The following is a 20961-nucleotide window of genomic DNA, read 5'->3' as shown; positions in this document are numbered from 1 at the left end:
GCGTCCGTGTCAGCCGCCGAAGCCGGCCACGTTGTGCTTCGTGACCACCTTCACCGGCACCTTCACCATCGGTTCCACCTTCTTGCCCCGGACCGCCCTCAGCGCGTTGTCCACGGCGGTCCGCCCCAACTGGGCCGGCTGCTGGGCGACCGACGCGTACAGCGTGCCGTCCTTGACCGCGGTCAGTCCGTCCGGGGTGCCGTCGAACCCGACGACCTGCACGGACCGGCCGGCCCTGGAGCCCAGTGCCTTGATCGCGCCGAGGGCCATCTCGTCGTTCGCGGCGACGACGCCCTGCACGTCGGGGTGGGCCTGGAGCAGGTTCGACATCACGTCCAGGCCCTTGGTGCGGTCGAAGTCGGCGGGCTGCTGGGCCAGCACCCGGATGCCGGGGTAGGCCTTCAGCCCGTTCGCGAAGCCCTGCGCGCGCTCCCGGGCCGCGGAGGTGCCCGCCTGCCCCTGGAGGATGACGATCCTGCCGTTGCCGCCGAGTTTCTCGGCGATCGTCTTCGCGGCCAGCTCACCGCCGGCGACGTTGTCGGAGGCCACCAGGGCGTCGACGGACGCCTTGTTGACGCCCCGGTCCACGGCGATCACCGGGATGCCCGCGCGGTCGGCGGCCTTGACCGAGTTGCCGGCCGCGTCCGAGTCCACCGGGTTGACGATGACCGCGCCCAGTCGTGAACTGGTGAAGTTCTGCAGCTGGTTGGCCTGCTGGGAGGCGTCGTTCTGGGCGTCGGTGACGGTGAGGTCGATGCCCAGCCTCTTCGCCTCGGCCTGGGCGCCCGCCCGGATCTGCACGAAGAAGGGGTTGTTCAGCGTCGACAGGGACAGGCCCATCCGCGGCTCCGCCGAGGACGGGGAGCCGCCGTGCAGGAAGGAGGTCGCGCCGACCACCGCCACGGTCACCACGGCCGCGAGCCCGTACGTCACCGCCTGCCTGCCCTTGGGCCCGCCCGTCCCGGCCGCCACCGGGGTCGCCCCGGCCTTGCGGCGCACGGTGTCCAGCAGCACCGCCAGCGCGATCACGACACCGATCACGACCTGCTGCCAGAACGCCGACACCGACAGCAGGTTCAGGCCGTTGCGCAGCACCGCCAGGATCAGCGCGCCGATCAGCGTGCCGGATGCCTTGCCGGTGCCGCCCGCCAGGGAGGCGCCGCCGATGACGACCGCGGCGATGGCGTCCAGCTCGTAGCCGTCGGCGGCCTGGGGCTGCGCCGAGGACAGCCGGGAGGCCAGCACGACACCGGCGACCGCGGCGAACACCCCGGACAGGGCGTAGATCGCGAGCTTCTGCTTGCGCACCCGAAGCCCCGACAGCCGCGCGGCCTCCTCGTTGCCGCCGATCGCGTACATCGACCGGCCGATGTAGGTCCGTCCGAGCACCAGGGCGGCGATCAGCCCCATCGCCACCATGACCAGCACCGGCACCGGCAGCCAGCCGCCGAGGGTGTCGCCGAGGTGGGACACCGAGCCGGGGAAGGGGATGGGGGAGCCCTGCGAGATCACCAGGGCGAGACCGCGTCCCACCGACAGCATGGCCAGCGTCGCGATGAACGGCGGCAGCTTGCCGTAGGCGATGAGGAAACCGTTCACCAGCCCGGCGGCGACGCCGGTGGCGACGGCGAGGACGACCGCGAGGACCACCGGCACGCCGTGCTGCGTCGCGCTCCAGGCCAGCACGGTCGCCGACAGCGCGGCCACCGAGCCGACGGAGAGGTCGATGCCCGCGGAGACGATCACGAAGGTGACACCGAAGGCGAGGATCGCCGTGACGGCCGCCTGGACACCGATGTTCAGCAGGTTGTCCGTCGTCAGGAAGTCGCCGGACAGCGCCGACAGGGCGACGACGAGGACGATCAGCGCGGTGAGCGCGCCGTTGTCGAGGAGCAGCCGGCGCAGGCCGCCCGGGGCGCTGCTCGCGCCCGTCGTGCTTCTGAGCGTGTCAGTGGCCACGGGTGGCCTCCTTCTCGGTCTCGGGGGTGGAGGTGGGGGTGGGAGCGGAGACGGCGAGCGCCATGACGGCGTCCTGGGTGGCCTCGCCGGCGGCGAGTTCACCGGCGATCCGGCCCTGGGCCATGACCAGCACCCGGTCGCTCATGCCGAGCACCTCCGGCAGGTCACTGGAGATCATCAGGACGGCGGCCCCGGCGGCCGTCAGTTCGTTGATCAGCTGGTAGATCTCGACCTTCGCGCCGACGTCGATACCGCGCGTCGGCTCGTCGAGGATCAAGACCCGGGTGTCGGCCAGCAGCCACTTGCCGATGACGACCTTCTGCTGGTTGCCGCCGGACAGGGTCCGCACCTGCTGCCCGAGCCCGGCCATCCGCACGCCCAGCTGCCCGGCGATCCGCCCGGCCGCCGCGTGCTGCGCCTTGCGGTCCACCAGCCCGGCCCGGGTCGCGGAGCGCAGCGTCACCAGCCCGAGGTTCTCCTCGACGGAGGCGTCCAGCACCAGCCCCTGGCCCTTGCGGTCCTCCGGCACGAGCCCGATCCCGGCGGCCATCGCCGCGTTCACGTCGTGCCGCCTGAGCCGCCCGCCCGACACGCGCACCACCCCGTGGTCGTACGGATCGGCACCGAAGACGGCCCGCACGACCTCCGTCCGGCCTGCGCCCACGAGCCCCGCGACCCCGACGACCTCGCCGGCGTGCACCTCGAAGCTCACGTCGTGGAAGACCCCGTCCCGGGTGAGCCCCTCCACGGACAGCAGCGGGGCGCCCCGCTCGGGCCGTTCCCGCGGGTACTGCTGTTCGATGGACCGCCCCACCATCAGCCGGACGAGTTCGTCCTCGGCCGTGGTGGCGGGCACCTGCCCGACGCTCCTGCCGTCCCGGATGACGGTGACCCGGTCGCCCAGGGCGGCGATCTCCTCCAGGTGGTGGGTGATGAACACGATGCCGACACCGTCCGCGCGCAGCGAGCGCACGATGGCGAACAGCTTCTCCACCTCCTCGGAGGTGAGCACGGCGGTCGGCTCGTCCATGACCAGCACGCGCGCGTCGACGCTGAGCGCCTTGGCGATCTCGACCATCTGGAGCCGCGCGATACCGAGGTCCCGCACCCGCGCGCGGGGCGAGACGTCGACGCCCACGCGCTCCAGCAGCTCGCCCGCCCGGGCCTCCATCCGCTTGCGGTCGATCATCCCGAAGCGGCGCGGCTGCCGCCCCAGGAAGATGTTCTCGGCCACGGTCAGGTCCGGGACCAGGTTGAACTCCTGGTAGATGGTGGCGATCCCGAGCCGCTCGGCGTCCTGGGCGCCCTGGATGCGCACCTCCCGGCCGCCGACGTGGATCCGGCCCGCGTCGGGCGTGTAGGCACCGGAGAGCATCTTGATGAGGGTGCTCTTGCCGGCGCCGTTCTCACCGAGCAGCACATGCACCTCGCCCCGGCGCAGGTCGAAGTCGACGCCGTCGAGCGCGACCACGCCGGGGAAGGTCTTGCGTATGCCCTCGATGCGCAGCAACTCGTCCGGGTCGCTCACGGCGTGCTCCTCTGCACTGACGTGCTCCTTCGCACTGGGGAGGGGGACTGTGGGGGCCGGGCCGGCGCACCGCACGAGCGGCGCACGACGAGCCGGGCGGGCAGGGTGACGGACCGGGGGGCGCGCCCCTCGATCCGGTCGGCCAGCGCGCGTACGGCGGCGCGCCCCAGTTCGCCGGTCGGCTGGGCGATCGCGGTCACCGGCGGGTCGGTGTGCACGAACCACGGGATGTCGTCGAACGCGGCCAGCGCGATGTCGTCCGGCACGCGCAGCCCACGCGCGCGTACGGCGTCCAGCGCGCCGAGCGCCATCAGGTTGTCGGCCGCGAAGACGACCTCGGGCGGCTGCGGGAGATCCAGGAACCCCTCGGTCACCCGCCGCCCGCTCTCCGCCTGGAAGTCGCCCTGGCCGATGTAGGAGTCCGGGAGTGGAACCCCGTACTCGGCGAGGGCGGCCCGGAAGGCCTCGACCCGCTCACTGCCGGTGGTGGTGGCCGCCGGCCCCGCGATGATCGCGAGCCGGCGGTGCCCGAGCCCGTACAGATGCGCCACGAGGTCCCGGACGGCCGCCCGCCCGTCGGCCCGCACGACGGGCACGTCCACGCCCGGGATCCACCGGTCGACGAACACCATCGGGGTCCCCGCGCGGACGGCGTCCAGCATCAGCGGCGACCCTCCGTCGGTCGGCGACACGAGCAGCCCGTCGATGCGCCGGTCCAGCAGGTTGCGCACGTGGTGGTCCTGCAACTCGGGCCGTTCGTCGGCGTTGCCGATGATCACGCTGTAGCCGAGCGCGCGGGCCTCCTCCTCGACGGAACGGGCCAGCTCGGTGAAGTAGGGGTTCAGCACGTCGCTGATCACCAGCCCGAGGGTGTGGGTCTGGTCGGTGCGCAGGGACCGGGCGACCGCGTTGGGCCGGTAGCCGAGGGCGTCGACGGCGGCCAGCACCCGCGCCCGTGCGTCCGCGCTGACCGACGGGTGCGCGTTCAGGACCCGCGACACCGTGGCCACGGACACCCCGGCCGCGGCGGCGACGTCCTTGATGCTCGCCATGAGCCGCCTCCACCTCCTCGTGGAATCGTTTACACGACTGCTGTGGGGAGCATTGGAATCGATTACACGATCGCGGAGCAAGGGGGTGGGGATGGCCGAAACCCAATCGTGACCAGCCCGGCCGGAGATGCGGGAGGATCGACACAGGGGTACGCCGGCCTCTCGCGGGTACGCGGGCTCGGGCCCCTCCCGGTGAGGACGCCCGCCCCGGTACGCGACACAGAGGGAGATGACATGAGGCTCAGCCGGCCGGCCCTGGCGCTGTCCCGGTGCGCCACGGAGGTGCTGGGCGGGCGGTACCGTCTGGACGCGGTCATCGGCTCGGGCGGCGCGGGCGACGTGCACCGCGGCTACGACCTGCGCCTGAAGCGGCCGGTGGCGGTCAAGGTCTTCCGCACCGACGCCGACCTCGGCATGGAGGACCGCCTCGACAGCGAGGCCGTGATCCTGGCCCGGCTGCACCATCCCGGCCTGGTCACCGTCTACGACGCCGGACGGCACAACGGCCGCGCCTACCTGGTCATGCAGCTGATCGAAGGCCCCACGCTGAAGGCGCGCATCGCCGCGGGCCCCGTGGCCCCCGCCGAGACCACCGCGCTCGGTGCCGATCTCGCCCTGGCCCTGTCCCACGCGCACGAGGCGGGGGTCGTCCACCGCGACGTGAAGCCCTCGAACATCATCCTGGACGCGTCCGGGCGCCCCCACCTGACCGATTTCGGCATCTCCCGGCTGCTCGACGCCACCACCCGCACCGCGACCGGCACCCTCATCGGCACGGCCGCCTACCTGTCGCCCGAGCAGGTGCTCGGTCAGTCCGTCGGCCCGGCCGCCGATGTCTACGCCCTCGGACTGGTCCTCCTGGAGTGCCTCACCAGCAGGCTCGAATACGACGGTGGCCCCCTGGAGGCCGCGATCGCGCGACTCCACCGCCCGCCCGAGCTGCCCGGCGGTCTGCCGGACGAACTCGCCTCCCTGCTGCGGGACATGACCGCGCTGGAGGCGCAGGACCGGCCGTCGGCACGCGACTGCGCCGGAACACTGGCCGCCGTCGCCGGTACGGCCGACTCGCGGCCCGTCACGTTCCCGGCCGACGTCACGAGCATGGTGCCCGCCGAGGCGCCGGCGAGGGCCGACGTCACGCACCCGCATCCGCCGCAAGCCGAGGACACGCCCAGCCGGAAGGGCGCGCCCGCACGGGGGCGCAGGATGGTGGCCAGTGGAGTGGCCGCGCTCGCCGCTGTCACGGCCGCCGCGTTCACCGTCTCCGACGGCCTCTCGCATCAGGGAAGCGGCGCGGGAGCGACACGGGCCGCCGATACCCCTTCCGCGCGGGCCGAGCACCCGGACGCGTCCCCCGCCGGAAGCGCGCCCGGACCCACGGCTCCGACGTCCCCCACCCGCGATACCTCCGCCGTACGGCTCCGCAACGCCGCGCTCGACCGGAGCGTCGACCCCACCACGAGCCGGAAGCCGGCCGCCGACACGAACGCCCCCGGCACCCCGGCCGCCGCCCGGCACTCCGCCACCGTCGGCACACCGAACGCACAGGTCACGAGGAAGTCCCACCCGGCAACGCCGCCCAGGACCGAGCCGCGGCCCGCCGACGTCCACGCCGGCAAGCCGGAGAAGCCCGGCAAGCCGGAGAAGGCCGAGAAGGGCAAGGAGGCGCCGGGGAAGCCGGGGAAGGGGAAGGGGAAGAAGAAGTAACCCGCCTCACTCCCCGGCGGACAACTCCGCGGCGTCGGTGACTTGCACTGCACGTCGGGCCCACATCCCGAGCCGGTCGAGGTCCGTGCAGGAGTTCACCCGTTCGCGGACGGGGCTGGGTACCGGGATGCCGCGCCATTCCAGGGCGTTGAGTACCGTCTGTCGACGTTCCTCGATGCGCCCTTGTTCCAGCCCTTGTTCTCGCCCTTGTTCCAGCCCTTGTTCTCGCCCTTCCTTGCGCACCTGTTCGGCCAGCGGGTGGCGCCAGAAGTACTGGATTGCCATCGTCGGAGCCTCCGCGTCCGCGCGTTCCGAGGGCCGTGGCCGGACTGAGCCACGGCCCGACGGCCTTTCACTCTCCGGCGAACAACTCCGCCGCGTCGGTGGCTTGTACGGCGCGCTGGGCCCAGACCCGGAGTTGGTCGAGGTCCGTGCAGGAGTTCACCCGTTCGCGGACGGGGTCGGGTACCGGGATGTCGCGCCATTCGAGGGTGTTGAGGACCGCCTGCCGACGTTCCGTGATGCGGCCCAATTCCTGGCCGATCTCCACCCCCTCTTCCCGGCCTTCCTCGCGTACCTGTTCGGCCAGCGGGTGGCGCCAGAAGTACTGGATTGCCGTCATCAGGTCCCTCCACATCTGCTTCGCCTGGGCGTCGGCCAGGCAGGAGTCGACGAACTGCACGAAGACCGCGGCACTGTCGGGGTCGATGGTCCGCAGGGCGGATGCCAGTGATTCCAGTATGGCGGGCGCCTGCGGGCCACGCCCGTGTGTCATCGCCGACAGCACCGCGAGGGGTACGTCCCGTTCGGCCTGCCGCTCGTCGGTGATGAGCGGTACGTTGTCCGGGCCGATGACCAGGGGACGCACCGTCAGCGAGTGCCAGTCCCGGAAGCCCAGCCGGATCGGCCGGGACGCCCACCGTGCGGTGTTGCTGCTCTGGGTGATGACGATGAGCACGGGCTCGCAGCGGTATTTCTCGTACAAGTACGACAGGTAGTACGGCCAGCTGCCCCGCTTGCGGTCGTCCACCTTCCCCTGGGACTCGACCACGAGGAGGTACGTCCCCTCGTCGGTCTCCGCCCGGAGCAGCGTGTCCACCCGGCGTTCGACCGGTTCGACCTCGGTGAGGTCCACGTTCAGCGCCGCGATCTCCCTGGGCTCGGGAAACGGTACGTGCAGCACTCGTTGTAACGCTCGCGTCAGCAGGGCCGGATCCTTCTGGAAGATCCGGTGCAGTGCCTCGTGCGACGAGCCGACCATCAGCTCTCCTTTCCGTACGACGTGATCAACGAGCTAGGCCGCCACAAGTTCGCACCACACGTACTTCCCCCGGTCCCCGAACCGGGCCGACGGCTGCCACCCCCAGTACTCCGCACAAGCCACCACCAGCCCCAGCCCGCGCCCCTCCTCCAGGTCCACCGCCTGCTCCAGCGGTCGGGGTGGCGGAGGCGGCGCGGGGTCCGTGTCCCACGCCCCGATCCACACCGGGCCCTCCGGTGACCGGCGGACCCGTAGCGCGGCCGGTCCCTCGGTGTGCCGTACGGCGTTCGACACCAATTCCGCCGCGAGCAGTTCGGCGGTGTCCACCAGGCCGATCAGTCCGTGCACCGTCAGGATCAGGCGCAGGGTGCGGCGGCAGACGGTGACGGCTCTGAGGTCGTTCGGGATGTAAAGGGTGTAGTCCCAGGACTCGCTTTCGGGCATGGGTCATCAACTCCGGTCACTGTTGGGGGATTCGGGCGTTGCGGTGGCATGTCGCGGCCGCCGTGGCAGGGCGGAGCGATGTGCTTCCGCTGTGTGCGCGTTACATCACCGACGGTAGGGCTAATTGTTTAAACGCCGCAAGCCGGTCGCGTAATGTGACGCCGAAAGAGTCGTGCCCACGGGGGTCTTGGGAGGAGCCGGCGATGGCGTTGAGGAGCGAGCCGACCGCCCGTCAGTTGCGGCTGGCGGTCGAGCTGCGCAGGCTCCGCGAGGCGGCGGGACTCACGGCCCGGGAAGCCGCCGGGCTGCTCGGCGTCACCGCCCCGGTCATCAGTCAGATCGAGTCCGGCATCGCGGGCGTCAGCGAGAAGCGATTGCGTCGTCTCGCATCCCACTACGACTGCACGGATGCGGACTTCATCGATTCCCTGGTCACCATGGCCACCGAGCGTACGCGCGGCTGGTGGGAGGAGTACCGGGGCCTCCTGCCCACGGCGTTCCTGGATCTGGCCGAGCTGGAGCACCACGCCGGGTTCCTCCGAGAGGTCGCGCTGCTTTTCGTGCCGGGCCTGTTGCAGACCGAGGAGTACGCACGCGCCGTTTTCTCGGCCCGCGTGCCGGCGCTTACGGCCGAGGAGCTGGAGTGGCGCATCCAGCACCGCATGAGACGCCAGCAGGCCGCCATCCCGTACGAAGCAGTGATCCATGAGGCGGCGCTACGTATCAGAGTCAGTGATCGCACCACCTCGAAGGCGCAACTCACCCGCCTGCTGCAGCTTTCCGACGCGGATCACATCACCGTGCGGATCATCCCCTTCGACCTGGACGGCTTCGCGAGGGCTTCGAGTGCCATGACCTACGCGGGTGGCCCGCTGCCCAGGCTGGACACGGTCGTGCGGGACGCGCCCCATGGCTCGGTCTTCGTCGATTCGGAGGCGCAGCTCACCGCCTATCGAACCCGCTTCCGTATGGTGGAGGCCGTGTCGCTGGGGCCCGACCGGTCGCGCGACTTCCTGCACGTGCTGGCGAAGGAGTTGTGAGGCATCCCATGACCACCCCCGAGAACTGGCGGAAGTCGTCCTACTCCGGCGAGGGGGACGGCAACGCCTGCGTCGAGATAGCGAGTTCCCCCACCCGCATAGCCGTCCGCGACTCGAAGGCCCCCTCCCGGGCCACCCTCACCTTCCCGGTCTCCGTCTTCGTCACGTTCCTCGACGGGCTGAAGGCTTCCTGAAGCCTCAGAACAGGAAGACCACGGCAAGGGCGATCAGCGTGCCCAGGGCTATGAGACCGCCGAAGAGGCCCGCGGCCAGAGCTGCCCTGGCGCTGGTGGGGCGGATCTCCTGCCAGCCCAGTTCCCGGGCCACGCCCCGGATCAGGCGGTGGCCGGCGGCGGACGAGAAGGAGTGGCGCTGCGTGCCGTCGAGGCTGCGGCTCCAGGTGGCGTACACGTTCCGGCCGGAGGACACCGTCTTGCTGGTGCGCACTTGGCCGAGGCCGGCCTCGTACTCGACGGTGCGGACGATGTCCGTCATGGAGAAGCGCCGGTCCTCCGGGTGCAGTACGACCCGGTAGGTGTGCACCTGGCTGATCCGCCGCGCGGCCAGGGGCGACCCGGGGACGTCCACGATCAGGTCGAAGCCCGGCACGGTCCGGCGCGGCCGGTACCGCGTGCCCGCGGTGGCGGCCACGATGCGGTCGTAGAAGTCCTGGCGGGCGTCGGGGGTGCCGGAGTCGATCACGGGCAGGCACAGTAACAGTGGGCCGCTGTCAGAGCGCACCGGTACCGTCGGATCATGTCCAACCAGGCGGGGAACCCCACGGGTGAGCGGCGTCTCGCCGTGCTCGACGGCGTGCTGGAGCGCGTCACGTACGCCAATGAGGAGAACGGCTACACGGTCGCCCGGGTCGACACCGGCAGAGGCGCCGGGGAGCTGCTCACCGTGGTCGGCGCGCTGCTCGGGGCCCAGGTGGGGGAGTCCCTGCGCATGGAGGGGCGCTGGGGGTCGCATCCGCAGTACGGCAAGCAGTTCCATGTGGAGAACTACACGACCGTGCTGCCCGCCACCGTCCAGGGCATCCGGCGCTATCTGGGCTCGGGGCTGGTCAAGGGGATCGGGCCGGTGTTCGCCGACCGGATCACCCAGCACTTCGGGGTGGACACGCTGCGGGTCATCGAGGAGGAGCCGAAGCGGCTGATCGAGGTGCCGGGGCTCGGGCCCAAGCGGACCGCGAAGATCGCCGACGCCTGGGAGGAGCAGAAGGCGATCAAGGAGGTCATGCTCTTCCTCCAGACCGTGGAGGTGTCGACCTCGATCGCCGTGCGGATCTACAAGAAGTACGGCGACGCGTCGATCTCCGTGGTGAAGGACCATCCATACCGGCTCGCCTCCGACGTGTGGGGCATCGGCTTCCTCACCGCCGACAAGATCGCCCAGTCGGTCGGCATCCCGCACGACAGCCCGGAGCGGGTCAAGGCCGGTTTGCAGTACGCGCTGTCGCAGTCCGCCGACCAGGGGCACTGCTTCCTGCCGGAGGAGCGGCTGATCGCCGACGCGGTCAAGCTCCTCCAGGTCGACACGGGGCTGGTCATCGAGTGCCTCGCGGAGCTGGGCCGGGAGCCGGAGGACGGCGCCGATCCGGGGGTGGTACGGGAGCGGGTGCCCGGGCCCGACGGCGACCCGGAGCCTGTCAGCGCGGTCTACCTGGTGCCTTTCCACCGGGCGGAACTGTCCCTGTCCTCGCAGCTGCTGCGCCTGCTGCGGACGGACGAGGACCGGATGCCCGCCTTCCGGGACGTCGAGTGGGACAAGGCCCTGGGCTGGCTGGCGTCACGCACCGGTGCCGACCTGGCACCCGAGCAGAAGGCCGCGGTGCGGCTCGCGCTGACCGAGAAGGTGGCCGTGCTGACCGGCGGGCCGGGCTGCGGCAAGTCGTTCACCGTCCGTTCGATCGTGGAGCTGGCCCGGGCCAAGCGCGCCAAGGTGCTGCTGGCCGCCCCGACCGGCCGCGCGGCCAAGCGGCTGGCCGAGCTGACCGGCGCGGAGGCCTCGACCGTGCACCGGTTGCTGGAGCTGAGGCCGGGGGGCGACGCGGCCTATGACCGGGACCGGCCGCTGGACGCCGACCTGGTCGTCGTGGACGAGGCGTCGATGCTGGACCTGCTGCTCGCCAACAAGCTCGTGAAGGCCGTACCGCCGGGCGCGCATCTGCTCTTCGTCGGGGACGTGGACCAGTTGCCGAGCGTGGGTGCCGGGGAGGTCCTGCGTGACCTCCTCGCCGACGGCAGCCCGGTCCCGTCCGTCCGGCTCACCCGGGTCTTCCGGCAGGCCCAGCAGTCCGGCGTGGTCACCAACGCGCACCGGATCAACGCGGGGCAGCAGCCGCTCACCGACGGGCTGAAGGACTTCTTCCTCTTCGTCGAGGACGACACCGAGGCCGCCGGCCGGCTCACCGTGGACGTGGCTGCGCGCCGGATTCCGGCCAAGTTCGGGCTGGACCCGCGCCGGGACGTGCAGGTGCTCGCGCCGATGCACCGGGGGCCGGCGGGCGCGGGGGCGCTGAACGGGCTGTTGCAGCAGGCCATCACGCCGGGGCGGCCCGATCTGGCGGAGAAGCGGTTCGGCGGCCGGGTCTTCCGCGTCGGCGACAAGGTCACCCAGGTCCGCAACAATTACGAGAAGGGGAAGAACGGCGTCTTCAACGGCACCGTGGGCGTCGTCACCTCCCTCGAACCGGTCGACCAGCGCCTGACGGTGCTGACGGACGAGGACGAGGAGGTGCCGTACGAGTTCGACGAACTGGACGAACTGGCCCACGCGTACGCGGTGACCATCCACCGTTCGCAGGGGAGTGAATATCCCGCCGTGGTGATTCCGGTCACCACCGGGGCATGGATGATGCTCCAGCGCAATCTCCTCTACACGGCGGTCACCCGGGCGAAACGGCTGGTCGTCCTCGTCGGTTCGCGCCGGGCGATCGGCCAGGCGGTGCGCACGGTGTCGGCCGGACGGCGCTGCACGGCCCTGGACCACCGGCTTCTCGGAAAAAATGATCGATCAAATGAGTCACGAAGGTCACAGAGCACTACCGGATGCCCCGGGGAGGGGGCAGGATGAGCAGGTTGACGGCACTGAGTGCCGCCAATAGGCCCAATGGTCGACCCCGAGTGCACTCTCCTGAGCCAAATGGGGGATGGTAGAGACAGTCAGGGCACCTCGAAGATGAGGCACTACGTCGGTGAGGGAAGACGTGAGCGACAACTCTGTAGTACTGCGGTACGGCGACGGCGAATACACCTACCCGGTGGTCGGCAGCACCGTCGGCGACAAGGGCTTCGACATCGGGAAGCTCCGCGCCCAGACCGGTCTGGTGACTCTGGACAGCGGTTACGGCAACACGGCCGCCTATAAAAGCGCCATCACCTACCTCGACGGCGAGGCGGGCATCCTCCGCTACCGCGGCTACCCCATCGAGCAGCTGGCCGAGCGCTCCACCTTCCTCGAGGTGGCGTACCTGCTGATCAACGGCGAGCTGCCCACCGTCGACGAGCTGACGACGTTCAAGAACGACATCACGCGGCACACCCTGCTGCACGAGGACGTCAAGAACTTCTACAAGGGGTTCCCGCGCGACGCCCACCCGATGGCGATGCTGTCCTCGGTCGTCTCGGCGCTGTCCACCTTCTACCAGGACAGCCACAACCCGTTCGACGAGAAGCAGCGCGACCTCTCCACGATCCGGCTGCTCGCGAAGCTTCCGACGATCGCGGCGTACGCGTACAAGAAGTCGATCGGCCACCCGTTCGTCTACCCGCGCAACGACCTCGGCTACGTCGAGAACTTCCTGCGCATGACCTTCTCGGTGCCGGCGGACGACTACGAGCTGGACCCGGTCGTGGTCTCCGCGCTGGACAAGCTGCTCATCCTGCACGCCGACCACGAGCAGAACTGTTCGACCTCCACGGTCCGCCTCGTCGGTTCCTCGCAGGCCAACATGTTCGCCTCGATCTCGGCGGGCATCAGCGCCCTGTGGGGCCCGCTGCACGGTGGCGCCAACCAGTCCGTGCTGGAGATGCTGGAGGGCATCCGCGACTCCGGCTCCGACGTCGACACCTTCATCCGCAAGGTGAAGAACAAGGAGGACGGCGTCCGCCTGATGGGCTTCGGCCACCGGGTCTACAAGAACTTCGACCCGCGCGCCCGCATCATCAAGGCCGCCGCCCACGACGTGCTCTCCGCGCTGGGCAAGGACGACGAGCTGCTCGACATCGCCCTGAAGCTCGAGGAGCACGCGCTGTCCGACGACTACTTCGTCGAGCGCAAGCTGTACCCGAACGTCGACTTCTACACCGGTCTGATCTACCGGGCCATGGGCTTCCCGACCGAGATGTTCACGGTCCTGTTCGCCCTCGGCCGCCTGCCGGGCTGGATCGCCCAGTGGACCGAGATGATCAAGGAGCCGGGTTCCCGCATCGGCCGCCCGCGCCAGATCTACACGGGTGTCGTCGAGCGCGACTTCGTGCCGGTCGAGGAGCGCTGAACCGACCGGACGGGCGGGGCCTGCCGGACCGGCGGGCCCCGCGTCACCGGCGGGAGGGAACAGCCGTAAGACAGACGGAAGGCGCCCCAGGACGCCGGTCCCCCCACGGGCCGACGACCAGGGCGCCTTCCCATGTCCCGGTGCGGATTCCCCCCACGGGATCCGGCCGGGCGCTCGGAGAGGACAGCGCCTGAACCGCTGTCTGTGAGCAGGACGGGCCCAGCCCGTCCTGCTCCGGTGATGCGGTGCGGTCTGCCGGGACAACGCACGCTGGGAGGGCCGCTCAAAGCTCCCCGGTGTACGTGCCCCGGCAACGCAACTCTGAGGAAGTCCCCCAAGACATCCTCAGATGCCGGTCAGCGCCCCCCAAGACGCTGGTCCGACATCGCCAACTTAGACCTTCGAAGCCCTTCGAGGGTTACGTTCGCATCACTGTGATGTGCGTCTCTTGCATATGTCCTTTAGGTGCGCAAGAGGCCCGATACGTCGATCGGGTCCCAAGCGTAAGGAAGATGCGCGAGCCTTGTGAAGAGCTTATGTGAGGTGCGCGCCGGACTCCAGGGGCATGTCCGTTTCGGTCACGGGCAATCTGTGCCGGTTCCGCCGAGCCGGTTCACCGGAAGGTCCGCAGCCGCAGGCTGTTGGTCACCACGAACACCGAGGAGAAGGCCATCGCGGCACCGGCGATCATCGGGTTCAGCAGTCCCGCGGCGGCCAGCGGCAGCGCGGCGACGTTGTAGCCGAAGGCCCACACCAGGTTGCCCTTGATGGTGGCCAGCGTCCTGCGTGAGAGCCGGATCGCGTCGGCGGCCACCCGCAGGTCCCCGCGCACCAGGGTCAGGTCGCCGGCCTCGATCGCCGCGTCGGTGCCGGTGCCCATGGCGAGGCCCAGGTCGGCGGTGGCGAGCGCCGCCGCGTCGTTCACGCCGTCGCCCACCATCGCCACGGACCGGCCCTCGCGCTGGAGCCGCCGTACGACGTCCACCTTGTCCTCGGGCAGCACCTCGGCGTAGACGTCCGCGGAGTCGATGCCGACGGTCCGGGCGACGGCCTCGGCCACCGTCCGGTTGTCGCCGGTGAGCAGCACCGGCGTGAGTCCCAGCCCGCGCAGCGCGCGAACCGCCTCGGCGCTGGTCTCCTTGACCGTGTCGGCCACCGCGAGTACGCCGCGTGCCCGCCCGTCCCAGCCGGCCACCACGGCCGTACGGCCTTCCCGCTCGGCCTCGCGGGCCGCGCGGGCCAGCTCCTCGGGAAGGTCGTCGTAGAGGCGGCCCACGGCCACCTCACGGCCGTCCACGCGCCCGCGTACCCCCCGTCCGGGCACGTTCTCGAAGTGGTCGGCCGCCGAAAGCGCGCCGGCGCGTTCCTCGGCGCCCGCGGCGATCGCGCGCGCGACCGGGTGTTCGGAGGCGTGCTCCAGGGCGCCCGCGAGCCGCAGCAGCTCCTTCTCGTCCTCGCCGTCGGCGACGTACACCGCCTGGAGGCTCATCCGGCCGGTGGTGACCGTGCCGGTCTTGTCGAGGACCACCGTGTCGACGCGGCGCGTGGACTCCAGCACCTCGGGTCCCTTGATCAGGATGCCGAGCTGGGCGCCGCGGCCGGTGCCGACCATCAGCGCGGTCGGGGTGGCCAGACCCAGTGCGCACGGGCAGGCGATGATCAGGACGGCGACGGCGGCGGTGAACGCGGCGGCCGTGTCCCCGGTGACGCCGAGCCACACGCCGAACGTGCCGAGCGCGAGGAGGATGACCACGGGCACGAAGACCGCGGAGATCCGGTCGGCGAGCCGCTGCACCTCGGCCTTGCCGTTCTGCGCGTCCTCCACCAGCTTCGCCATCCGGGCGAGCTGGGTGTCCGCGCCGACCCGGGTGGCCTCGACGACCAGCCGCCCGCCCGCGTTGACGGTGCCGCCGGTGACCCGGTCGCCGGGGCCGACGTCCACCGGCACCGACTCGCCGGTCAGCATGGAGGCGTCCACCGCGGAGACGCCCTCCGCCACCGTGCCGTCGGTGGCGATCTTCTCGCCGGGCCGGACGGCGAACCGGTCGCCGACGGCCAGGGAGGACACCGGTACGCGCACTTCGCGGCCGTCCCGCAGGACCGCCACCTCCTTGGCACCCAGCTCCATCAGGGCCCGCAGGGCGGCACCGGCGCGCCGCTTGGAGCGGGCCTCCAGGTAGCGGCCGAGCAGGATCAGCGCGACGACCCCGGCGGCTACCTCCAGGTAGATGGTGGAGGTGCCGTCCGTGCGGGAGACGGTGAGGCGGAACTCGTCGTGCATCCCGGGCATGCCCGCGTCACCGAGGAACAGCGCCCACAGCGACCAGCCGAACGCGGCCAGCGTGCCGACCGAGACGAGCGTGTCCATGGTGGCGGCGCCGTGCCGGGCGTTGGTCCACGCGGCCCGGTGGAAGGGGGCGGCGCCCCAGACGACCACGGGCGCGGCCAGCGTCAGCGACAGCCACTGCCAGTTGTCGAATTGGAATGCCGGGATCATGGCGAACAGGACGACGGGCGCCGCGAGCAGCGCGCAGACGAGCAGGCGGTGCCGCAGGGGGCCGAGTTCGGGGTCCCGGCCGGGCGGCTTCGGCCCGTCCGCGGCCTCGGGTGCCGGGTCCGGCGGCGGCGGCTCCTCGGCGGTGTAACCGGTCTTCTCCACGGTGGCGATGAGGTCGGCGACCTCGACGCCGTCGGCGTAGGCGACCCGTGCCTTCTCGGTGGCGAAGTTGACGGTGGCGCTGACGCCGTCCATCCGGTTGAGCTTCTTCTCCACCCGGGCGGCACAGGAAGCACAGGTCATGCCGCCGATGAGCAGCTCGACCTCGTGGGCCGCGTCCGTGGTTATGGCTGTCGCTGCGGTGGTGCTGGTCATGTCCGGACTCCAGACATCGGACTCGACCGAACGGATCCAGTATCAGCTGGTCGGCGCGGCCGGTCGGGGGAGAGGGGGACCTTTTCTCAGGCCTTGCCGGCCAGCTCGAAGCCGGCCTCGTCCACGGCGGCGCGGACGGCCTCCTCGTCCAGTGGGGCGTCGGAGACGACGGTCACCTCGCCCGTCGACGCGACGGCCTGCACGGAGGTGACGCCGGGGATCTGGGAGATCTCACCGGAGACGGAGCCCTCGCAGTGGCCACAGCTCATGCCGGTCACCTGGTAGACGCTGGTGACGGAGCCCGGGGTGTCGGTGTGGGCGGTCATGTCGTAACTCCTCGTCGAGGCGTGGCGCGGTAGGTGGGGTACCCGAGCACCCCATGCCGCCAGTGTACCCCTGGGGGGTATCCCCTCGCGGGAGGGGTGTGCCGGCCGCTCCTCGCGGGGACCCGTCGGCCGGCGGGGAGTCGCTCACCTGGACTTGACGGAGAGTAATTGATGGGGCACACAGCATAACCATGATGGGCCCATCCGCGTTTGCTGTGGTGCGGGTGAGTGCCCGTGATGATGTCAGGAAGGCAGGAAACTCATGAGACGGACTACCCGATACGGCGTGATCGCCGTGGCCGCGTCCGGCGCGATGGCCGTAGCCCTGCCGGTGTCCGCCGCGTTCGCGGCCGAGGGAGCCGGCGCCAACGCCACGGCGGCCGGCTCCCCCGGTGTGCTCTCCGGCAACTCCGTCCAGGTCCCTGTGCACGCGCCGGTGAACATCTGCGGGAACACCGTGGACGTCGTGGGGCTGCTCAACCCGGCCGCGGGCAACACCTGTGTGAACGGCGGCTCGGCGAAGGCCGACGGTGCCGTGAAGAGCGACTCGACGCGGGCTCGGAGTGCGAGGAAGGGCACCGCGGCGCACACCGCCGTCGGGACCGAGCGCGACGGATCGGCCGCTTCCGGAGGGGCGTCGGCGCACGGCAGCACCGCGAACTCGCCGGGGCTGCTCTCCGGCAACGACCTCCAGGTCCCGGTGCACCTGCCGGTGAACGTGTCCGGCAACAGTGTCAACGTGGTCGGCGTGGGCAACGCGGTCTTCGGCAACGAGTCGGTCAACGGCTCCGGCGACCACTCGAGCCGGTCCTCGCACTCCACGGTTCCCAAGCCGCGGGCCCCCAGGCCCCCGGCTGCCGTCCGGGCGCACCCCGCTCCGCACATCCCGCGCCACGCGGCGCCCTCGCTGGCCCACACCGGAGCGGACCTCACGGCCCCCGCTCTTGCCGGCAGCGCCGCGCTCATTGTCGCGGGTGCGATCCTGTACCGCCGCTACACCCCCGGTCACATCCGCTGACCCGGCACCGGGCGTGCCCCGGTGCCGACGAGCGCTGCGGGTCCGTCGCGACATCCCGGACCCGCAGCGCTCAACCATGTCCGAAGGAGGGCGGGGCCGGCGTGGCGGTTGCCCGGCAGCGCGGCCGATCGCCGCGTGACCTCCGGTGGCGCGGCGTCGTCGAGGAGTCGCGTTCCTTTCGGGCGGGCGCAGGGAGAGCGGTCCCTCCCGGGGCCCGCTGGCGCGTCCGGACCGCTCGGGCTACGGCCGCCCCCGGGTCCGGCGTGCTGCCGTTCCCGGACCGGCGCCCGCGGGCGCCGCGAAACTCGAAGGGCACGCACCGCCGGCGAGGCCACACACCGCGGACGAGGGCGGTGAGGGCGTCGCCGGAATGATCTGTGCGTGCCCGGAGCGAAGGGTGGCGAAGTCAGAACGCCTGGTTGCTGCAGCCCATGTTCGAACCGAGATGGCTCTGCTGCGCGCCCGGGTTGCCCTCACCGTTCAGCAGGTTGCCCGCCAGGCCGGTGAGGGCGCTGATGCCGCCGATCACCTCGATGTTCATGTCGTGCGAGCGGCACTCGATGCCCTGGTTGATGTCGAGGTCGTGCCCCGGCTCACCGTGAGCGAAGGCGGCGGTGCTGCCGGCGAGGGAGCCGACGCTGCCGAGGATGGCGCCCACGAGGACTGCCTTGTGCATCTTGCGCATGGGTTCTCCGTTGAAACAGATCGAGTGGGGATTGCGGACGATCGAGGGAAGCGTCAGCCGAGTCGGGGAAGTCCCAGCTGCCCCACGGGAGGCGCCGCGACCTGCCCGAGGCCGACCGGCGTCACCTGCGGCACGCTCTCGGGTGTGACCTGCGGGTTGACGAGCGGGTTGATCTGCGGGTTCACCTGCGGGTTCACCTGGGGGGCGACCCACATCGGGGGCTGTGGGCCGAACGCCTGCGGCACGGTGACCTGGGGGGCGACCTGCGGGGCGACCTGCGGCATGACCTGCGCGGGCTGCTGCGCGGGTGCGGCCTGCTGGGGGTATGCCGGTGCGGGCTGCTGCTGGGGTGCGGCCTGCTGCGGGTACGGCGTGGTGCTGGCCTGCGCCGCTCCCTGCGACGAGGCCGAGGCGGTGGCATAGCCGGTCTGCTGCTGCGGTGCGGCCTGCTGCGGGGCAGCCTGCTGCGCGGGTGCGGCCTGCTGGGGGTACACCGGCGCGGGCTGCTGCTGGGGTGCGGCCTGCTGGGGGTATGCCGGTGCGGGCTGCTGCTGGGGTGCGGCCTGCTGCGGGTACGGCGTGGTGCTGGCCTGTCCCGCTCCCTGCGACGAGGCCGAGGCGGCGGCATAGCCGGTCTGCTGCTGCGGAGCGGCCTGCTGCGGCGCGGCCTGCTGCGCGTACGCCGGCGCGGTCTGCTGCTGCGGTGCGGCCTGCGGAGCCGGGTGCTCGGGAGCCGGCGCCGGAGCGGGACTGCCATATCCGACCGGAGCGTCGGCATAGCCGGCGCCGGCGCCGATGGCGGAGAGACTGCTGGCCGCTGCTACGACGAGCGCGGCCTTGTGAAGCTTGCGCATGAAACCCTCGGCCCTTCGATACCTGAAAACATTGCATGCGGTGCGGTCACGCGTGCAGACGGTGGGGTACTGCCGCTGCACGGCAGCAGCGGTGATGCGTGAGCAGCGCGCGGACTGTGTTTCGGAACCGGCAGCCCATTCCCTCACCCACAGGTCAACGGTCGCTGCCTTCTCCCCGTTGGAACGAGGGCTCGCGCGCTGTGGTCACGGCATCCGCATACCCGTCACCCATTTGCCTCGACCGGCGCGCGTGGCGACCCGCGCGCCCCTGCGTCAAATGGGTGACCCGCGGCCGGGCGCCCGTATCCGGGTCCGCGTTCACCTCGTTCCCCACGGGCCGAGAGCGATGGCATCGCAGTCGCAGGGCAGCAAGAAGCGACAACCGCGTTGCAGCATCGGCAATTCGCCAGGTTTCGTGCACAGGTCAATGAAGGGCCGAGAATCCCATGCGCAAGCTTCAGAAGGTCGCGCTCGTCGTCGCGGCAGCCGGCGGCCTGTCCGCCGTCGGTGCCGGCCCCAGCTCCGCCGTCACCCCCGCCCACACCGGGACGGCGCCGGCTCCCGTTTCACAGTCGGACGCCCAGGCCGACTCGGCCGCCTCCTCCCAGGCGACCACGCAGGCCTACGGCTCCGCGGCCACGCCGCAGGCGGCGCCCCAGCGGGGCGCCGAGGTGGCCCCGCAGATCAACCCCCAGCTGAACCCGCAGCTCTCTCCGCAACTCTCTCCGCCGGCCCCGCAGTCGGCGCAGGGCGGACCGGTGAACCAGTACAACCTGTTCCGTCCGTACCAGGAGTGCAGCCCGCAGACCCTGCTCGACGCGAACGTCCCGATCGCCCTGCTCGCCGCGTCCGAGACCAAGGGCGTCGACTGCACCCAGGCCAACAGCCAGGCGAACTCCCTCGCCGGCGCGCAGCAGCAGCGTTAGCGGCCGGCCGGCCTCGACGCCCGGCACCGACCGCCGGCGGATCGCGCGCCGGCGAAGTGCGTCCGCAGGCGATACGGATCCCGGTTGCTTCTGCTTCACGATCAACACACTCGGCGCGTCGCTGTCCGGTTTGGATGGGTTCGTACTAGTCTCCGTGACTGTAGGAAGTCGGTCTGTCACGGACCGAACCCACTAACTCATCGGAGATGACATGCGCAAGCTTCGCACCGTTGCCGTTCTCGTCGCCGCGCTCGGCACCATCGGCCTCGCGGGCGGCACGGCCCAGGCGGGCGACGGCAAGAGCGGCGACCACGGCGACAACTTCAGCGTCACGCAGACCAGCAACTGCCGCTCGCACGACCTGAACGTCGACGTCCTCGGCGAGGTCGGCATCCTCAACGGCCTGCTGGGCAACGCGCTGAACGGCGAGGGCAACCCGGGCGCCCAGGCGACCGACATCGGCTCCACCCAGGGCTGCAACAACAGCGCCTTCTGAGGCTCTGAACGACGCTGAGGCGTCGGACAACACATGGTCCCCGGCGCCGGGCCGAGGCGCGGCGCCGGGGACCGGTGATGTCCGCTCGCGACGTCGGGAGGACTCTCTCCCGGCGCGCCGCTGGATCCTTCCGGCCGTTCGGGATCACGTCCTTCGGTGATCGCACGGCCTCGATCGTTCGCAGATCACACCCCCACGATTCACTGGAGATGACATGCGCAAGCTTCGCACGGCTGCCGTCCTCGTCGTCGCGCTCGGGAGCGTCGGGCTCCTGGGTGCCGGCTCCGCCTAC

The 20961-nt window shown here is 71.1% G+C and carries 19 protein-coding genes; 8 read left to right on the top strand and 11 right to left on the bottom strand.

Features of this window, described 5'->3' with window-relative positions; all coding sequences use genetic code 11:
* Positions 1–9 precede the first annotated feature (9 nt).
* Genes ACGFT1_RS35410 through ACGFT1_RS35400 form a run of 3 tightly spaced genes read right to left on the bottom strand, consistent with a single transcriptional unit; the run spans position 10 to position 4539 of the window.
* Positions 10–1959 carry a substrate-binding domain-containing protein gene (locus ACGFT1_RS35410; RefSeq protein WP_373913100.1) on the bottom strand — a complete coding sequence of 650 codons (1950 nt, stop codon included), beginning with the start codon at positions 1957–1959 and terminating at the stop codon, positions 10–12.
* Entirely contained in the window at positions 1949–3487 is a 1539-nt protein-coding gene (locus ACGFT1_RS35405; RefSeq protein WP_373913099.1) for a sugar ABC transporter ATP-binding protein, read from the bottom strand. Before ACGFT1_RS35405 ends, ACGFT1_RS35410 begins: the two co-directional genes overlap by 11 nt.
* Positions 3484–4539 carry a LacI family DNA-binding transcriptional regulator gene (locus ACGFT1_RS35400; protein WP_373913098.1) on the bottom strand — a complete coding sequence of 352 codons (1056 nt, stop codon included), beginning with the start codon at positions 4537–4539 and terminating at the stop codon, positions 3484–3486. Before ACGFT1_RS35400 ends, ACGFT1_RS35405 begins: the two co-directional genes overlap by 4 nt.
* Before the next feature lie 234 nt (positions 4540–4773).
* Here ACGFT1_RS35400 and ACGFT1_RS35395 point away from each other — a divergent pair, with 234 nt between their 5' ends.
* Positions 4774–6246: a protein kinase gene (locus ACGFT1_RS35395; RefSeq protein ID WP_373913097.1), complete on the top strand. Its 1473-nt coding sequence runs from the start codon at positions 4774–4776 to the stop codon at positions 6244–6246.
* A gap of 6 nt (positions 6247–6252) precedes the next feature.
* Here the strand turns inward: ACGFT1_RS35395 and ACGFT1_RS35390 are convergent, their stop codons facing one another.
* The 3 genes from ACGFT1_RS35390 to ACGFT1_RS35380 all read right to left on the bottom strand — a co-directional run bounded on the left by ACGFT1_RS35390 (position 6253) and on the right by ACGFT1_RS35380 (position 7951).
* Entirely contained in the window at positions 6253–6531 is a 279-nt protein-coding gene (locus ACGFT1_RS35390) for a hypothetical protein (RefSeq protein WP_373913096.1), read from the bottom strand.
* Between the two features lie 67 nt (positions 6532–6598).
* Positions 6599–7507, bottom strand: a complete 909-nt coding sequence (locus tag ACGFT1_RS35385; protein WP_373913095.1) for a hypothetical protein — start codon at positions 7505–7507, stop codon at positions 6599–6601.
* 33 nt (positions 7508–7540) lie between these two features.
* A complete protein-coding gene (locus tag ACGFT1_RS35380; RefSeq protein WP_373913094.1) occupies positions 7541–7951 on the bottom strand; it encodes an ATP-binding protein in 411 nt (136 codons plus the stop codon).
* Between the two features lie 203 nt (positions 7952–8154).
* On the opposite strand from ACGFT1_RS35380, the gene ACGFT1_RS35375 reads away from it, so the two are divergent.
* The gene (locus ACGFT1_RS35375; RefSeq protein ID WP_373913093.1) at positions 8155–8991 is read left to right on the top strand and encodes a helix-turn-helix domain-containing protein; all 837 of its coding nucleotides are present in this window, start codon (positions 8155–8157) and stop codon (positions 8989–8991) included.
* Positions 8992–8999: 8 nt separating this feature from the next.
* The gene (locus tag ACGFT1_RS35370) at positions 9000–9185 is read left to right on the top strand and encodes a DUF397 domain-containing protein (RefSeq protein WP_373913092.1); all 186 of its coding nucleotides are present in this window, start codon (positions 9000–9002) and stop codon (positions 9183–9185) included.
* Positions 9186–9189: 4 nt separating this feature from the next.
* On the opposite strand, the gene ACGFT1_RS35365 is transcribed toward ACGFT1_RS35370, so the two are convergent.
* Positions 9190–9693, bottom strand: coding sequence for a hypothetical protein (locus ACGFT1_RS35365; protein ID WP_373913091.1), 504 nt, complete (start codon positions 9691–9693; stop codon positions 9190–9192).
* Between the two features lie 54 nt (positions 9694–9747).
* On the opposite strand from ACGFT1_RS35365, the gene ACGFT1_RS35360 reads away from it, so the two are divergent.
* Together ACGFT1_RS35360 and ACGFT1_RS35355 are read left to right on the top strand one after the other, a co-directional pair.
* Positions 9748–12069, top strand: coding sequence for an ATP-dependent RecD-like DNA helicase (locus ACGFT1_RS35360; protein WP_373913090.1), 2322 nt, complete (start codon positions 9748–9750; stop codon positions 12067–12069).
* A gap of 133 nt (positions 12070–12202) precedes the next feature.
* Positions 12203–13492: a citrate synthase gene (locus tag ACGFT1_RS35355; protein ID WP_356816484.1), complete on the top strand. Its 1290-nt coding sequence runs from the start codon at positions 12203–12205 to the stop codon at positions 13490–13492.
* 613 nt (positions 13493–14105) lie between these two features.
* Here ACGFT1_RS35355 and ACGFT1_RS35350 read toward each other — a convergent pair.
* Both ACGFT1_RS35350 and ACGFT1_RS35345 read right to left on the bottom strand, forming a co-directional pair.
* Positions 14106–16364, bottom strand: a complete 2259-nt coding sequence (locus ACGFT1_RS35350; RefSeq protein WP_373913089.1) for a heavy metal translocating P-type ATPase — start codon at positions 16362–16364, stop codon at positions 14106–14108.
* An 86-nt stretch (positions 16365–16450) separates the two neighbouring features.
* Entirely contained in the window at positions 16451–16690 is a 240-nt protein-coding gene (locus ACGFT1_RS35345) for a heavy-metal-associated domain-containing protein (RefSeq protein ID WP_373913088.1), read from the bottom strand.
* Positions 16691–16952: 262 nt separating this feature from the next.
* Between ACGFT1_RS35345 and ACGFT1_RS35340 the strand changes: the two genes are divergently transcribed.
* The gene (locus ACGFT1_RS35340) at positions 16953–17708 is read left to right on the top strand and encodes a chaplin (protein WP_373913087.1); all 756 of its coding nucleotides are present in this window, start codon (positions 16953–16955) and stop codon (positions 17706–17708) included.
* A 406-nt stretch (positions 17709–18114) separates the two neighbouring features.
* Here the strand turns inward: ACGFT1_RS35340 and ACGFT1_RS35335 are convergent, their stop codons facing one another.
* Together ACGFT1_RS35335 and ACGFT1_RS35330 are read right to left on the bottom strand one after the other, a co-directional pair.
* Positions 18115–18393 carry a hypothetical protein gene (locus ACGFT1_RS35335; RefSeq protein ID WP_373913086.1) on the bottom strand — a complete coding sequence of 93 codons (279 nt, stop codon included), beginning with the start codon at positions 18391–18393 and terminating at the stop codon, positions 18115–18117.
* Between the two features lie 53 nt (positions 18394–18446).
* Positions 18447–19247 (bottom strand): hypothetical protein, encoded by an 801-nt coding sequence (locus tag ACGFT1_RS35330; RefSeq protein ID WP_373913085.1) that lies wholly within the window; start codon positions 19245–19247, stop codon positions 18447–18449.
* A gap of 446 nt (positions 19248–19693) precedes the next feature.
* On the opposite strand from ACGFT1_RS35330, the gene ACGFT1_RS35325 reads away from it, so the two are divergent.
* Positions 19694–20173 (top strand): hypothetical protein, encoded by a 480-nt coding sequence (locus ACGFT1_RS35325; RefSeq protein ID WP_373913084.1) that lies wholly within the window; start codon positions 19694–19696, stop codon positions 20171–20173.
* Between the two features lie 211 nt (positions 20174–20384).
* Entirely contained in the window at positions 20385–20669 is a 285-nt protein-coding gene (locus ACGFT1_RS35320) for a hypothetical protein (protein ID WP_373913083.1), read from the top strand.
* Positions 20670–20961: the final 292 nt, after the last annotated feature.

Origin of the sequence: Streptomyces sp. Y20, from assembly GCF_043195475.1 — a bacterium.
Classification (GTDB): Bacteria; Actinomycetota; Actinomycetes; order Streptomycetales; family Streptomycetaceae; genus Streptomyces.
The sequence above is the reverse complement of the archived record's forward strand: the minus strand, read 5'-3'. Positions and strand labels throughout refer to the sequence as shown.

Coding starts and splice junctions, on each gene's coding strand:
- ACGFT1_RS35400 (WP_373913098.1), bottom strand. CDS start 4,539: ATGGCGAGCATCAAGGACGTCGCCGCCGCGGCCGGGGTGTCCGTGGCC.
- ACGFT1_RS35395 (WP_373913097.1), top strand. CDS start 4,774: ATGAGGCTCAGCCGGCCGGCCCTGGCGCTGTCCCGGTGCGCCACGGAG.
- ACGFT1_RS35390 (WP_373913096.1), bottom strand. CDS start 6,531: ATGGCAATCCAGTACTTCTGGCGCCACCCGCTGGCCGAACAGGTGCGC.
- ACGFT1_RS35385 (WP_373913095.1), bottom strand. CDS start 7,507: ATGGTCGGCTCGTCGCACGAGGCACTGCACCGGATCTTCCAGAAGGAT.
- ACGFT1_RS35380 (WP_373913094.1), bottom strand. CDS start 7,951: ATGCCCGAAAGCGAGTCCTGGGACTACACCCTTTACATCCCGAACGAC.
- ACGFT1_RS35375 (WP_373913093.1), top strand. CDS start 8,155: ATGGCGTTGAGGAGCGAGCCGACCGCCCGTCAGTTGCGGCTGGCGGTC.
- ACGFT1_RS35370 (WP_373913092.1), top strand. CDS start 9,000: ATGACCACCCCCGAGAACTGGCGGAAGTCGTCCTACTCCGGCGAGGGG.
- ACGFT1_RS35360 (WP_373913090.1), top strand. CDS start 9,748: ATGTCCAACCAGGCGGGGAACCCCACGGGTGAGCGGCGTCTCGCCGTG.
- ACGFT1_RS35350 (WP_373913089.1), bottom strand. CDS start 16,364: ATGACCAGCACCACCGCAGCGACAGCCATAACCACGGACGCGGCCCAC.
- ACGFT1_RS35345 (WP_373913088.1), bottom strand. CDS start 16,690: ATGACCGCCCACACCGACACCCCGGGCTCCGTCACCAGCGTCTACCAG.
- ACGFT1_RS35340 (WP_373913087.1), top strand. CDS start 16,953: ATGAGACGGACTACCCGATACGGCGTGATCGCCGTGGCCGCGTCCGGC.
- ACGFT1_RS35335 (WP_373913086.1), bottom strand. CDS start 18,393: ATGCGCAAGATGCACAAGGCAGTCCTCGTGGGCGCCATCCTCGGCAGC.
- ACGFT1_RS35330 (WP_373913085.1), bottom strand. CDS start 19,247: ATGCGCAAGCTTCACAAGGCCGCGCTCGTCGTAGCAGCGGCCAGCAGT.
- ACGFT1_RS35325 (WP_373913084.1), top strand. CDS start 19,694: ATGCGCAAGCTTCAGAAGGTCGCGCTCGTCGTCGCGGCAGCCGGCGGC.
- ACGFT1_RS35320 (WP_373913083.1), top strand. CDS start 20,385: ATGCGCAAGCTTCGCACCGTTGCCGTTCTCGTCGCCGCGCTCGGCACC.